Genomic DNA, 13,673 nt, shown 5'->3' with positions numbered 1-13,673 from the left:
TCTGTATCTGTGGCCAGGTATTTCAAGTCCAAAGACTGCAGGGAAGTATTGTAAAACCAGTAAACCAGGCTGAAGCAGATATCCTCGATCCGGACCCTGGAACCATTGGAATAGAGCAGGTCGGGCCTGGCTTGGAGCATGATGTAGTTACCGGAAGATATCTGTGCATGACTGTGTAGCGTGAATGATTTCAAAAGAGGGTATGCCAGCAGAGAAGTAAGTTCCCTGTCGATATATTCATCCGGCGACCGGTGGGGAAGTTGCGGGAGACGGCGGTAAGCCATGTTCAGCCTTCCGCTTTTGGATTCTTCCTGGGGCTTAAAGATCAGGGTGATCGGCTGGCTACGCTCGAATGAATAGACGCCGGGATCGGGATTGATAAAAAAACTGAGATCCTCTCCGCACCAGTTGAGCGGAATAAACAGTTTCTGACCGGACGATCCAAGGACTACTGCCTGCCAGTTATGATCGATACCCTCGGTCGTACCGCGATCGAGGTAGACTTTGCCACGGACCTGGTAGATCACTTTGGCGGTCTGATTCCAATGCGATCCACCCTCTGGCTGGGAGTTTGCCGGGTTTGACAGCATTATGATAAAAATTGTTGTTGTCAAAATGAGTCTAAACATCACAGTATTAGATACGGCCCTCACGGTCGGCCGTCAATTTAAAAACCGATTGACATAAGCTCTATTAAGTTATACACTTAATTCACAAGGAGGTGCTCATGAACGATATCACGATATCGAAAAATGTCGATGTGGCCGAGGTAGTCATTCACCAGGTGCCGGACCAGCCCGGAATCGCGGCGGAAATCTTCGGACAGCTCGGGCAACGCGGTTTCAATGTTGAACTGGTGATATCCAGCCCCGGAGTGGGTAAACACGCCAATATCTCATTCGCGGTCAGGTCCAATGAACTCCAGGATGTGCTCAATGTTCTGGAGGAACTCAAGGGCGAACTCAAATACGAGAATGTGTCCTTCCGGGAAAACATCGCTCTTCTGACTTTAGCCTGGCACATGCTTTCCAGCCAGCCCGGCTCAGCCGGTCGTATCTTTGGCTCACTTTCCAAAAAGGGAATCAATATCCAGGCGATCTCGACTTCGCTCTCATCGATTACCTGCGTTCTGTTTACCGATCAGGTTGAGGATGCCGAGAAGGCGCTCACAGAGGAGTTCGGCCTGTAAGCTATTCCGGACTTGTTCGACTGATACAATTGTCAGTTCATTCAGTCGCCCTTGACCCTGGTTTTCAGCCAGTTTCCCCTGGAGAACCACCAGAATGTCAGAAGTGAGCCGGCTACAGCGGAAATCGTGACCGCCCACCAAATCCCGACATGACCCGCTTCGAGCACGTAGATAGCGATCAGGATCAAGGGGATCTCGATCACCCAGCCCATTATCATACCGAACACCATCGGCGGGACATTATTACCGGCGCCCGTAAAAACCATTTCCATAATGATATACATCCCGATCGCCGGCAGGCTCAGCGAGATGATGCGCAAAAGCGTGACGCCGATTTCGATCACCTGCGTTTCGGCTACTCCCTGTGAGGGTTTGAAGAAGATGTGCATGATCGGCCGGGCGAAGACGATCGTGATCAAGGCTATCAGGATAGTGATCACAAGCGCTACCAGCATCGCCTGGTAGGCTGTCTGCCTGGCTCGTTGTGGCTTTTCCGCGCCCAGAAGCTGGCCGATCAATGCCGCCAGTCCCAAACCAAGACCGACTATAATCATGATCGAAAGAGCTGAAATCTTCATGCCGATACCGTAGGCGGCCACAGCTTCGGCCGAAGTGATCGCCACGAAACGGAGCACGATCGAACGGCTGAGCGAAAACGAGACAGCATTTAGACCGGCCGGTGCGCCGATCCGGACGATTTTCCAGATCGATTTCAACCTGACCGGGCTGTCGCCTCTAAATTTCATGCGCACATTGGCGATTCCCGAGAAAAACAGTACCAGCCCGGCGATAAAGGACGCGGTATGCGCGATCAACGAGGCCAGCGCGGCTCCGACTATGCCCAGTTTGGGAAAAATCCACCAGCCGAAAATCAAGAACGGGTCGAGAATGATGTTCAAAACTACCGAAGCGATCATCAGAAGCATCGCCATGCGCGGGTTACCGACTCCCCGCAGGGCAGTATAATTAGTGAAGGCGCACATCGAGAAACCGAGCCCGATCAGCTGAATTGTGCCATACTGCATCGACAGGCTCAGAACCGACTGACCCTCCTCACCGATCGGCTCATCAGCCGCTCCCAAAAATCGCATCACATCTTCGAGAAAGAAGAGCCCGGCCAGGCCGAAGACGATCGCGATGATCCATTTCAGGATATACGTTTCCTTGATTGCGGCAACCGCGCGGGCGTGGTCGTCGTTACCGTAATTTTGAGAAATTATGGAAACGGAACCGGTGCCGGCCAGCTGGTTAAAAGACGAGATAACCCAGTAAAACCCGAAAAAGATCGTAACCGCGGCGACATGGGAAGCGCCCAGCCGTGCCAGCCAGAGAGCGTCGATGAAATCATACATATTAGCGGCAAAAAATCCGATTGCAGAGGGAATACCCATGCGGAAGATGCTTTTTAAAACGCTTTCTTCCTCAGCGATAACTTTTCTGGCAAGTTCAGTCATAGCCGCCTCATCGATAAATGATAGCAGTCATACGGCTTTGGGGCTCCGAGGTTAGCTCAAATCTTCGGAAAAATCAACTTTTTGGCTCGACCGTAATAATGCCCGGAAGGTCGCGGGGACCCTTGATATCGATCTGCACATCCAGAAAACGTGAGATAACCCACAGGTTCGTCAGAAGATGTGTGGTCAGGTTGGATACATTGAGCACGAACTTATTACGGGTCAGTGCCAGGTAGGGCAAAATCTGGTCGGCCAGGTTATGTCCGATGGCGACGTTCTTGCCGTTGAAATCGATCATGTCCTGGCAGGCTTCCTCGGCCACGATCTCAGCCGCCTTGCCTTTTTCGCCCAGCCGTGAAAAACCGGCGACCACATTTTCGTACTCCGCGGTTAAAAAGAGCACGGTTCCCTTGCCTCGCGAACGAGCCTCCTTGGTGGCGATATTCGCTCGCAACCCATGCTCACGAAGCATCTCCAGCGCCCGCTTTTTCTGGCGTTCGGCAATCGAATTCGGAAGGTTGGCGACTGCCGAAAGCCCGGTCACTCGCTTGAGTTTGCCCCGCTCCGAGAAATCCAGGCACTTGATCTTCTGTGAGGAACGCTTGATCTGGAGCAGGAGTTCACCGCCCCCCTCAGGGTAAAATCCCCAACGCAGGATCTTGATGTTCGAATACAGTCCCAGCCTGGCCAGCATTGGAAAAAACACCTGCTTGAGGTATGTCGCCGGGGGAGACCAGGGTACATGAGTTCCACCCTTGACCTTGATAGTCGAACCTCCCTTGACCAGAAATAACGGCAACGCCATAGTCTGCAGAACCAGCGCGGCTGAGCCGGCTGACCGTTTTTCGGCCGCGATATCAAAGGAGTATTTGCCGGGCCGGACTTTGCCAGGACGGAAATACAGTTTCTCCGAGCGATATGAATCCCCTTTTACCTCGGCACCGCAGATCTTCTGGCAGGCACGCACAGCGGTCAGGTGTTGCGGCATCAAACCCGGAGTGCGCCTGTTTTTGCGGATGTTGATAATCTCCAGCGGTTTGCCGAGATGTGTCGACAACATCAGGCTGGTCCTCAAAATCTGACCGCCACCCTCACCGTAACTGCCGTCGACTCGAATAATATCATTGTTGCTGTTTTTCATAGGCGCGTAATTTAAGAAATTCAGGGTGGTAAAAGCAAGCAAAATAAACGGGTATGGCTACGCCGGACCAATCGCCCGGTTTTATAAAGGCGTACAAATGGTCTGCTCTACGAACAGGATTTCCTGTAACGCAGAGTAATTATCGTAGCGGTGTTCATCACCAATGAAAAACCCAGAAAAGCTCCAGTTGCGAAACCGTACCAGGAAGTCTGGGGGCTGAAGCGCATCAACAGGATCCCGACAATAAGAGAAACCATTCCCAGGGGCATGAAAAATTCGGAATGCTTTTTTAACAACATATATCAGTCCTTTATTTAAAAAATACTTACGACAAAATATAATTGAAGTTGCCCGAAATTCCCGGAATTAACTCAAGTAATACTTTACCAGACCGATAAGTATTCATTGTGGGTAAAAGAATACAAATAATATCCGAATTTGATCCGGTACGTCGTGTTCTGCATGTTTCAGCCGAGAGGCCGGTTCTTGTGGACGATGAATGTGCGCTGGATGAAATCCTGAATAGGGTCAAACATGATCTGGTCGAATCATCAGGCGATGGTCGCTGTTACTTGATGCTGGACATTTCCCGGATAGTAGTAGAACCGAAGCTTGCGGGTCGGTTTTTTATGCGCTTGAGGCGGTTACGGAATGATTACCTTTATCCCGACGGACTGGTGCGTTATGGTCTCCAGATCAGCGGAAGGCTGGTGCGGATCGATCGAAGCAAACCGGATCCGGATTATCCGGCCCTGGTACGAACCAGTCATGAGGCGCGTAAATACATCGACCGGTTGAGGCTCGCGATGAGGCAAGAAGTCCAGACGACAAACCTGTGATCAGAAGCCAAACATTTCCTGCGCCTTATCCAGAGCGTCCATAAGCCGATCCACCTCGGTTTTGTCGTTATACAGATAAAATGACACTCGCGAAGTTGCGGCGATTCCGAATTTGCGCATTAACGGCTGGGTACAGTGATGCCCGGCGCGGATACAGATTCCCACAGAATCCAGGATCTGGGCCATGTCATGGGGGTGGATATTTTCGTATTCAAAAGATATCGCGCCACCCCGGCCTGCGGGAGTCCGGGGTCCATAGATTTTTATTTTTGGATGATCTAAAAACTTCTGCAATGTATACTCGGTCAGTTCTTTTTCGTGTTCGCGGATATTGTCCATCCCGATCTCATTGAGGAACCTGATCGCTTCACCCAGCACTACCACCCCGCCGATATTCGGAGTCCCGGCCTCGAACTTGATCGGCAATTTGGTATAAGTCGATTTTTCGTAATGTACGCTTTCGATCATGTCTCCGCCACCCAGAAACGGCGGTATCTTTTCGAGCAATTCTTCTTTGCCGTAGAGCACCCCGATCCCTGTCGGAGCGCACATCTTGTGTCCGGAAAATGCCAGAAAATCGACATCGAGTTTCTGCACATCGATTTTGTTGTGGGGCACATACTGGGCGCCGTCGACCAAAACCAGTGCACCGGCATCATGGGCCAGGGCGGTCATTTTCTCGATCGGGTTAAGTGTGCCCATGGAATTGGACTGCCCGTTAAAAGCCACCAGTCTGGTTTTACTCGAAAGCAGTTTTTCGTATTGATCGAGATCTAAAACAGCCTGGTCATCGACCGGCACGAACCTGAGTTTACAGCCGGTGCGTTGCGACAACAGTTGCCACGGCACCAGGTTGGAGTGATGTTCCAGTTCGGTCAGGATGATTTCATCACCGGCGTCGACAAACTCATCGCCCCAGGCGCGCGCCACCAGGTTGATGCCCTCTGTGGTGCCCTTGGTAAAGATAACTTCCGAATTTGAACGGGCGTTGATGAACTGGCGTACCAGATCGCGAGATTCATCATAGGCCTCGGTCGCTTCGGCCGAAAGCGAGTAGACTCCGCGATGAACATTGGCGTTGTAATTCGAGTAGTATTCAACCAGTTTGTCAATCACACGTTGAGGTTTTTGACTGGTGGCGGCCGAATCTAAAAATATGATCTGTTTGCCGTCGATAACCCGTCTGAGCTCCGGAAACTGCTGTTTTACTTTAGCCCAATCCATAATATATCCACCTTAAATAGTTTACACTTTAGTGTTGTATTATGGCCTATAATCGTTTTTTGGTCCCGGATGTTCCACTGGTGGTCGAATCACTGTCTTTTGGCGGTAAAAACGCCGTTGGGCTGGATAAACGTCACTTCTTCGGCGTGTTCGTCATCGTCGTCGATTTCGAACCGCAGGCTGAAGCCGTTCAATCCCTCGATATTGAATTCGGTTCCCCGGTATGGTGTCAGCGTATATGGCCTCTGGCCGGGCACTGTCAGTCCCAGGGTGTTATCATTCTTGAAATAGACTTTGGATATAACTCCTTTTAGCTCATACTCTCCTACAAGCTTTGACAAAAACTCGGGATCATAGAGACGGGCGTTGGCCTGTTTTTCGAAGATGATATCATCCAGCTCCGCTTCCAGCGCTACTCCCAGGCGGTCGATATCGCCTCTTAGGTTGGTCAGAAACTGGAGCTTGGTTTCTTCCAGCATCTCGTCTGTGATGCGGAAGACGTCGTAATGCCAGTGCTCGAGTACTGATTCCATGCGGTTCATTTCAGCATACAGCTTTTTATCGCGATAGTCGATCGTGATGACGCCGTAGCCGGGATGTTCATATTTTCCCGCGTAGTCTTTGAGTTTATGGGAGGGTTTGGTATCCTCGACGCGCATATCTTCCGCTTTATCCTCCGTTTCTTCATCCTCGTCACTTTCAGGAGATTTGAGGCGGGAGGTCCAGTCGATCGGTTCCAGCTCCAGAAACTCATCGGCGATATAATACAGCATGGCGTCGATAACCTGATTTCCCGGCAGATTTACAAACGCGACAATACCGAGGTTGTCTTCAGGCAGAAGCGCGACCCTGGTATAGAAACCGTCGATACCGCCGTCGTGCCAGACGATTTTGTGACCACGGTACATCTGCACCCCCCAGCCGAGCCCATAGAGCGCTTCCGAAAGTTCATCGTATGCTGACGGCAGGTTGCTGACTACATGCGGGGCGTGCATGTTATTAATCTGCTCCTCGGAGATGATCCGGAACCCGTCGTACTCGCCCCGCCCGAGCTGAAGCCTGAGCCATTGGCACATATCTTCCACGCAGGAATTGATCGAACCTGCCGGGCCGACATGATCGAGATTGCGAAAATCTGTCAGTTCGATTTCACCGTCGCTGTTTAAGCGGTACGGCCGGGCATGGTTGTCATCCTGCCTGGAAACCTCCACAGAGAAGTTGGAGCGGTCCATCCCGAGCGGATCGAGGATTTCGGCCTGGACGAACTCTTCCCATGTCGAACCTGTCATCTGACCGACAATGTAGCCGGCAGTTACGAACATCAGGTTGTTGTACTGAAAGCGGGAACGCAGTTCAGCAGTCGGCTCGAGATACTGCAACCGCCCGATGATCTCCTCGCGCGTAATCGGCGCGTTATACCAGACCAGGTCGTGACGGGGCAGGCCTGAGCGATGTGTCACCAGGTCGACCAGGTTCATGTGATATGTAGCGTACTCATCCCATAATCTGAAATCCGGCAGGTAATCGATCACCTTGCCCTCCCATTCGAGCAGGCCCTCATCGACGAGTATAGAAATCGCCGCGGTAGTGAAAGCCTTGGTGGTCGACCCGATGGCGTACAGGGTCTTCTCATTGGCTGAGAGGCTGTCCTCGAGATCACGATAGCCATAGCCCTCGGCAAGTACGACCGAATCCCGGTAGACGATACCGATTGCGAATCCCGGAGGTTCCCAGACTGCCAGCATGGAATCGGCGAATTGCTGTATTCGGTCGACTTTTCCGCGCAAGCGGGCCATTCTTTCGGCCGCCTTCTGCGGATCCTCATAGGTTACCTCGAATGCAAAGCTCTGCTCATTTTGAGTGAATTCTCCGCTCATCGTCGAGCCGTCATCGGAAATCTCGCCCATAAAACGGGGATTGCCCGGGACATCGGCTATGGCGAATTGTGCCTGGTTGCCCTCGATTTCGATCTCGACCAGTTCGAGCCCGATCGCGCCCTGCTGGGGAATGTCGATCAATCCAAAGAGTACACAGTCCGGATCATTTTCAAAGAGCAAAACGATATCCAAAGGCATTTGGGGAATTTCGATCGTACCTTCCCAGCGACCAATAAGTTCATCTTCAGCCTGCGCAAAAAGTGAAGAAGCAACCATGATTGCAAGCAGGCATACCGTAAGAATTACTCTCCTGTATGACATGTTTCCTCCTTTAAAATCAGAACTATTTTTTTAATAATCTTCCAGGTTTCAGGTAATTCAACAAAAAGTTTGTGCAGAAGAGATTTAAAGTTAGATTAAAATCGGAATTTTATGCAACAATCGGGTGGTATTTACGAATGCTTAAAACATGGATAATACTTTGATGGTGGCATACGAATCCCGAGAGAAAGAAATCGGTTTCGGCGGACTGTTATGGTTGATGATCCGTCACCCGCACACATTCTTTAAGCAGACAGTCGCCCGTGACACATTTCCGTTTCTGGCCTTTTCCGCGTGGCTGGCCGGAATGGCTCATGCCCTGATGTGGATGGACAAGACCCTGTTGAGTGAAGGGGGGCTGGTTTCCGGTCATTTGTCATCTTTCATATTGCTTCTGATTATGAGCGTGGTTTTTATGGGGCTTATTTACATGATCGGTGGGATCCTGTTTCACTTCTATGCCTACCTTGCTGATTCCCGCAAGGACATGAAGAATTCCGTGGCGGTCAGTGTCTACGCCTGGTTGCCATTTACCGTTGCCGTGTTCTTGATCAAGCTGGTTTCAGTGATCAGCCTTGGCAATGATTATCTCAATCCGCCCGCCGGCTGGTGGTTTTCGCTTCCATCCTCGATAATGCTCGGGCTGTCTTTGCTGTACGGCTGGTTTCTGGCCGTCTATGGCGCGGTGGTCGGTTTGCGCTGTAAAAAAATCCAAGGCATACTGACTCTTGTGGTCACACCGATACTGTGGTTCGTTTTATTGTTTGTAGTAGCTAATTCGATGGGAATGATGTGATAATAAATTTTGCCCAAATAGAAGCCTGAAATTATAGTTTTCTTGCTTTCAGGTAATTGCGATCTGTGCAATTGTCCTTTCCGTTTTGAGAAGCCGCCCGGTTTTAAGCCGGGCGGCTTGTTTGATGAGAAGAGCTACGGTAAGAGTGCCAGGGCTGGTCGGGTGAAGGTCTGGGGTGACGGGTTCACGTGGCTGATTGAACCGCCCTGAGCAATGTAGATTCCGTCCGCGGGTGTGCCGATCGCGGTGAGATTGCCGTTGGATGCCAGAGCTGTTACCTCCATACCCTCTGACCAGGCTTTGGGAGTGACTATATCTTCAAAGATCTCGTAGATTCCCCAGTCCGAGGTTGAGACTATGATCTTCCAGCCGGAGAAATCGACAGCGGTCAGATCGCAGACCAGCAGGCCGTCCTCCTCATTGTAGAGTTTCCAGCGCCCGCCGTCGAAGACATACAGTCCGAAAGCGGTGGTGGCATAAACCCGGTTGAATTTGTAACCCAGGTCGGTGACATAATCGAGGGCGGTCGAATCCTCGATCAAAAAGCGTTTCTGCCATTTCCGGCCGTCGAAGCTGTACAGTCCGTGACCTCGGGTAGCCACCCAGATCTGGTCATCTGCTGAGACCACCGCGCTGATCTGGGGCACCTCAAGCAGGCAGTTGGAAAAACCGTAGGACCAGGCGATCAAGCCGTCTTCTTCAGTACCAATCAAGAGCGTGCCGTCATATTCGGCCAGTGCGTTCACCGGCGCATCGAAGCCGAACTCGAGTTTTTCGATATTACCGGCCAAATCAATTTCGGCCAGGCCGTTTTCACCGCCGACATAGAGTTTGTCCGCAAGCGGAAGGACGCAGTTGACATCACCCTCATCCAGACCGGCGCCTGCATGGTAGAACTGGTAGGACGAATCCTCCGGCAGGTAGGTGAATACGCCCCCTTCGGTGCCGGCCGCCACGCGCTCATCCCAGACAGCCACATCGCGCACATTGGCAAACGAGACTGAGAGGGTCTCGACCGCTTCCGGTTCGAGCGGGATCACGGTTTCAGCGGGGATATCTTCGATCTCCGTCTGGACACTCGTGGTGATTGTATCCTCGGCCGGGACTACCCTGTCGGCCTGTTTTGAATCTCGATCTTTCTGGATATTGATCGCTGTGATCATTACGATCGCCAGGATAATCACTGCTGACAGGCTGATGATTGACAGTTTCGTTTTCATGATAACCTCCTCGGTTTAGTGTTATTTCCTGTGTCATCCGGGAAGTATAAATTGCATAAACCGTGCCAGCTAGATAACGTGTTGTGAGGCAGTAAGTAGGCGGATTTGACGTATTTGTAAAAACAGGTCCTGCGTGTCACTGGTGACACACTTTTAGTTTAATCTGCCGAATGAAGCTTGTTTAAGCGGGATAAAAGAGAATCGCGTTTGTGGGGGTCGTCGATTTTGCCTGCCCCCTGCTCGAGTACACGCATAGCAGTTTGACGCTTGCCCTCCAGCAGGTAAAACATCGAAAGTTTGAGGTATCCTGTCACAAAGCTGGAGTCGCGTTTGATCGATTCATGGAGATAAGCCCGGGCCGAATCGCGCGCTTCCATCTGCAGGAAAGCTTCGGATATATGGACCAGTTGAGACGGTTCTAAATGATATTGCCCCGCGCGGGAGAGTGTTTTGATTCCAGCCTCCGGTTTACCTGTCATGTAGTAGACATTTGCGAGGGTAATGAAGGCTGGCAGTGGATGCTGTTCTGATTCGGAAATTTGAGTCAATAATTCAATGGCCTTGTCGGTCGCTCCTAAAAGCAGGTAGGTGCGGGCGATTTCGATGCTGTAAACTGAATTCTTAAAACGGTTCTCGGCTTCTTTCAGAATAGCGTACCCGCGTTCACCCTCACCGGCTGTATGGTAGGTTTTGACAAGGTTAAGATAGGAACCCAGGTCATTCGGTTCCATATCAATCAACTTGAGGTAGTAGTACTCGGCTGAGTCGAGGTTATTCTCGAGCGCAAATACCCTGGCTAAATTGGCGTAGGCCATGCTGTAATCGGGATCATACTCGATTGCCTTACGCAGGTTGCGCCTCGCTTCATTTAAACGGCCGGTTTCGATCAAAACCCAGGCCAGGTTGTAATAACCCGGCGCGAAATCCGGATCCTTCTGGAGCACCAGGTGGAAGAATTTCTCGGCCTGTTCATAGAGCCTGGGGTCGTTTTTGCCCAGGGAAGCGTAGGTCATGGCGACATACTGCAGGGCGGAAACGTAATCGGGGTCAATCTCGAGCGCTTCGAAAAAATAATCCAGAGCCTCCGCCGGTTTGCCTTCTGATAGCTTGGTATGGCCGATTTTGAACAGGTAACGCGGATTATTCTGGTATTTTTGAGCTTCCTCGAGCAGTTCGATATAACGAGTATCATTATCGACCGCTTTATAGTACGAGGCCAGCGCTTCCAGGTTGAGATGACGTCCGTATTCGGTCATCTCGATCGCTGTCTCATAGCGGTCGACGGTAGCTTCCTGGCGGGAGTTGGTGAGCACGAAACTGACAGTTATCCAAACTGCCGGAAGCAACGGCAGAAATATCAGCCTGAGATCGAAACGTTTTTTATCCCTCAGGTGTTGAATTGTCACATAACCTGCCAGCAGGTTAACTGGAAGCGCGATCGAACTGAATAGATCCCAGTCGCGTGCCAGGGCGAAGGAGGTGTTGAAAAGTAACATGAACATCAGGCCGCACACGCAAAGGATCGCTAAAAAGATAAATTCCATTGATTTTTCGAGGCGTTTCGGTCGCAGAAAAGCTACTAACAGAACAATCCCCGTCGGCGCCACCAAAAGCAACTCGTTCAATATATCGAGAATATGAGTCGCTGAGAATATCCAGTAGCCGGTCTGATTGGGAAGAAACGATAAAAACAGGTACTCGAACCAGTTGATTTCAAGTTTGCCAACTTCCTGGGTACTACGGACTGCCAGCAGAATTACCGCCAGCAAAGCCGGAATCAGGGCGGTCGCGATCAGGCTGAATCTGTCAGCAGTCTGCTTATGTTTTTTCCATTGCAGGATCGCAACAACCAGAAAGGCGGGGAAATAGACTGCCAGCGACATATGAAACAGGCAGGCGATAAAATACAGGATTGACGCGGGTAGTATGCTCTGGCCGTTTTTCAGGCGTATCAGTGCTGTACCCAACGCGGTCAGAAAAAGCGGTGTGGAGAGGCTGTAGCTTTCGACATAGCCGAAAAACAGCTGGATCAGACCGCTGAAAAACAGCAGTCCGCCATACAGGAAACGTTCAAACCTGCTGTCGGGATACCGGCCTAAAAACCAAAATGACAGCAAAAAATAGAGTACTCCGCCAAAGATCGAAACAATACGATGGCTGTCCTCCGAAGAAAATCCGGCCTCCTGCGTGAAGCCGTAATAGAGCATGAATTGCACGAATTTGTCGAGCGGTTCGGTGAAATGCAACATGCGCCCGTTGTCGATTTCATCGGCCCGCAGGTAACCGTCGCCCCATAAGGCGGTAGCCGATTGAAACGAGTACATCAATCCAATCAGTACCAGTAAAACCCCTGCCAAAATCAAAATTCTGGTAAATGACGGGGTCCTTGTTTTAGTGGATGATTCATCTTTTATCGCGTAACCGGTAAAGATCAGCCATCCCAGTACGCTGGTTGCGATCGTCAGGATGATGATCCAGACTGGCAAAAAACCGGCATGATTGAGCCCCCATAAAAAGGGTGACGTGGTTAAAGAGGCGATTATCAGGATAAGTAAAAGAGCCGCTGTACCGAAAATCAATATATGCCGAATCATAGACCGGAATATATCCCAGGTTGATCTTAAAACAAGCAAAAACGAACACAGAACTTGACAGCCGGGATTAAATCTTCTTTTTTAGATCGATTCGGGGTGTGGCGCAGTCCGGTAGCGCGCTTGCTTTGGGAGCAAGATGTCGGAGGTTCAAATCCTCTCACCCCGATTTTTATTTGGGAACAATCCAGTCCTCGTAACACTCTATAAATCGAAATCTGGCCTTGAGGTAATTTTACGGGAGTATATTATGAATCTACGTGAGAAAGACCTGTCGTTCGCGTTTCTGGTTATGAGGCTCGGAGTCGGGATCACATTCTTGATCTACGGCCTCAACAAGTTCATGAATTACTCTGGCGTGGTGGGGTATATGCAGGATAAATTCTCCGAGACCTGGCTACCCGGATTCATGGTGAGCGGTTTCGCGTATATCACTCCGGTAGCCGAATTCGGCCTGGGGTTGCTTGTGGCAGTCGGGCTTTTCACACGGCCGGCATTATATCTTCTGGGGCTTTTCATGGTGAGTTTGAACTTCGGCCTGGCAGTGGCAGGCGAAAGCGAAAAGGTCGCCCGCAATATCCCCTATATTATACTTTTGGGACTCGATATCGCGCTATTGAATTACAACCGCTACTCACTCGATTCAGTGTTGTTCGGATCAAAAAGGTAAACAACCCTGCCACAAACATTTAGACACACGCAGATGTTAACTTCCTGTTCAATTATTGTCCAGCACCAGGATGCTTTGATCTAAGACCGCTAAAAAACTTCATCTTGTAAGGTTCATTCCGATTGATTTTTAGTATGGCTGAGAGATTTTCGTTTCTCAGTTATGAGGGTATTAACAGGGTATGGGCTTAGTGAAAACCGGGTTAACTTTTAAAATGTTATAAATTCACCATTATTGTTTGTATTGTATAGCAATGCAATAACTTACAAGCATGAAAGTGTTTTGACAGATACTTTTTGTATGGATTAGTTCATTTATTCAGAATTTATGTCGATATTACATCAAGGTAGA

General features: G+C 50.3%; 12 protein-coding genes and 1 tRNA gene. 5 read left to right on the top strand and 8 right to left on the bottom strand.

The features are described from left to right. Positions 1-614 (bottom strand): hypothetical protein (locus GF404_12850; GenBank protein MBD3383068.1); only part of this gene is annotated, 614 nt, incomplete at its 3' end. A 113-nt stretch (positions 615-727) separates the two neighbouring features. Between GF404_12850 and GF404_12845 the strand changes: the two genes are divergently transcribed. Further along, positions 728-1,189: an ACT domain-containing protein gene (locus tag GF404_12845; protein MBD3383067.1), complete on the top strand. Its 462-nt coding sequence runs from the start codon at positions 728-730 to the stop codon at positions 1,187-1,189. A gap of 41 nt (positions 1,190-1,230) precedes the next feature. Here the strand turns inward: GF404_12845 and GF404_12840 are convergent, their stop codons facing one another. The 3 genes from GF404_12840 to GF404_12830 form a co-directional block, all read right to left on the bottom strand. Beyond that, a complete protein-coding gene (locus GF404_12840) occupies positions 1,231-2,643 on the bottom strand; it encodes an MATE family efflux transporter (GenBank protein MBD3383066.1) in 1,413 nt (470 codons plus the stop codon). 73 nt (positions 2,644-2,716) lie between these two features. Next, positions 2,717-3,784 (bottom strand): RNA 3'-phosphate cyclase, encoded by a 1,068-nt coding sequence (rtcA, locus tag GF404_12835; protein ID MBD3383065.1) that lies wholly within the window; start codon positions 3,782-3,784, stop codon positions 2,717-2,719. A 107-nt stretch (positions 3,785-3,891) separates the two neighbouring features. Beyond that, the gene (locus GF404_12830) at positions 3,892-4,083 is read right to left on the bottom strand and encodes a hypothetical protein (GenBank protein ID MBD3383064.1); all 192 of its coding nucleotides are present in this window, start codon (positions 4,081-4,083) and stop codon (positions 3,892-3,894) included. 108 nt (positions 4,084-4,191) lie between these two features. Here GF404_12830 and GF404_12825 point away from each other — a divergent pair, with 108 nt between their 5' ends. After that, the gene (locus GF404_12825) at positions 4,192-4,623 is read left to right on the top strand and encodes a hypothetical protein (GenBank protein ID MBD3383063.1); all 432 of its coding nucleotides are present in this window, start codon (positions 4,192-4,194) and stop codon (positions 4,621-4,623) included. Here GF404_12825 and sufS read toward each other — a convergent pair whose 3' ends face one another. Together sufS and GF404_12815 are read right to left on the bottom strand one after the other, a co-directional pair. Then, the gene (gene sufS, locus GF404_12820; GenBank protein ID MBD3383062.1) at positions 4,624-5,847 is read right to left on the bottom strand and encodes a SufS family cysteine desulfurase; all 1,224 of its coding nucleotides are present in this window, start codon (positions 5,845-5,847) and stop codon (positions 4,624-4,626) included. A gap of 89 nt (positions 5,848-5,936) precedes the next feature. Continuing rightward, the gene (locus GF404_12815) at positions 5,937-8,045 is read right to left on the bottom strand and encodes a serine hydrolase (protein ID MBD3383061.1); all 2,109 of its coding nucleotides are present in this window, start codon (positions 8,043-8,045) and stop codon (positions 5,937-5,939) included. Positions 8,046-8,193: 148 nt separating this feature from the next. Here GF404_12815 and GF404_12810 point away from each other — a divergent pair, with 148 nt between their 5' ends. Continuing rightward, a complete protein-coding gene (locus GF404_12810; GenBank protein ID MBD3383060.1) occupies positions 8,194-8,841 on the top strand; it encodes a hypothetical protein in 648 nt (215 codons plus the stop codon). A gap of 134 nt (positions 8,842-8,975) precedes the next feature. Here GF404_12810 and GF404_12805 read toward each other — a convergent pair whose 3' ends face one another. Then, positions 8,976-10,061 (bottom strand): hypothetical protein, encoded by a 1,086-nt coding sequence (locus tag GF404_12805; GenBank protein MBD3383059.1) that lies wholly within the window; start codon positions 10,059-10,061, stop codon positions 8,976-8,978. A gap of 158 nt (positions 10,062-10,219) precedes the next feature. Continuing rightward, a complete protein-coding gene (locus GF404_12800) occupies positions 10,220-12,655 on the bottom strand; it encodes a tetratricopeptide repeat protein (GenBank protein MBD3383058.1) in 2,436 nt (811 codons plus the stop codon). Between the two features lie 92 nt (positions 12,656-12,747). Between GF404_12800 and GF404_12795 the strand changes: the two genes are divergently transcribed. Then, positions 12,748-12,821: transfer RNA gene (locus GF404_12795), tRNA-Pro, on the top strand. After that, positions 12,792-13,322, top strand: coding sequence for a DoxX family membrane protein (locus GF404_12790; GenBank protein MBD3383057.1), 531 nt, complete (start codon positions 12,792-12,794; stop codon positions 13,320-13,322). The genes GF404_12795 and GF404_12790 overlap by 30 nt, the downstream gene beginning before the upstream one ends. The last annotated feature ends 351 nt before the right edge of the window (positions 13,323-13,673 follow it).

The sequence above is a fragment of the Candidatus Zixiibacteriota bacterium genome (assembly GCA_014728145.1).
Lineage (GTDB): Bacteria > Zixibacteria > MSB-5A5 > JAABVY01 > JAABVY01 > WJMC01.
This window is presented reverse-complemented; position numbering and strand designations above follow the sequence as displayed.

Bases quoted from the DNA above. Each gene is read 5' to 3' on its own strand.
- GF404_12845 (MBD3383067.1), top strand. From the start codon at position 728: ATGAACGATATCACGATATCGAAAAATGTCGATGTGGCCGAGGTAGTC.
- GF404_12840 (MBD3383066.1), bottom strand. From the start codon at position 2,643: ATGACTGAACTTGCCAGAAAAGTTATCGCTGAGGAAGAAAGCGTTTTA.
- rtcA (MBD3383065.1), bottom strand. From the start codon at position 3,784: ATGAAAAACAGCAACAATGATATTATTCGAGTCGACGGCAGTTACGGT.
- GF404_12830 (MBD3383064.1), bottom strand. From the start codon at position 4,083: ATGTTGTTAAAAAAGCATTCCGAATTTTTCATGCCCCTGGGAATGGTT.
- sufS (MBD3383062.1), bottom strand. From the start codon at position 5,847: ATGGATTGGGCTAAAGTAAAACAGCAGTTTCCGGAGCTCAGACGGGTT.
- GF404_12815 (MBD3383061.1), bottom strand. From the start codon at position 8,045: ATGTCATACAGGAGAGTAATTCTTACGGTATGCCTGCTTGCAATCATG.
- GF404_12810 (MBD3383060.1), top strand. From the start codon at position 8,194: ATGGATAATACTTTGATGGTGGCATACGAATCCCGAGAGAAAGAAATC.
- GF404_12805 (MBD3383059.1), bottom strand. From the start codon at position 10,061: ATGAAAACGAAACTGTCAATCATCAGCCTGTCAGCAGTGATTATCCTG.
- GF404_12800 (MBD3383058.1), bottom strand. From the start codon at position 12,655: ATGATTCGGCATATATTGATTTTCGGTACAGCGGCTCTTTTACTTATC.
- GF404_12790 (MBD3383057.1), top strand. From the start codon at position 12,792: ATGTCGGAGGTTCAAATCCTCTCACCCCGATTTTTATTTGGGAACAAT.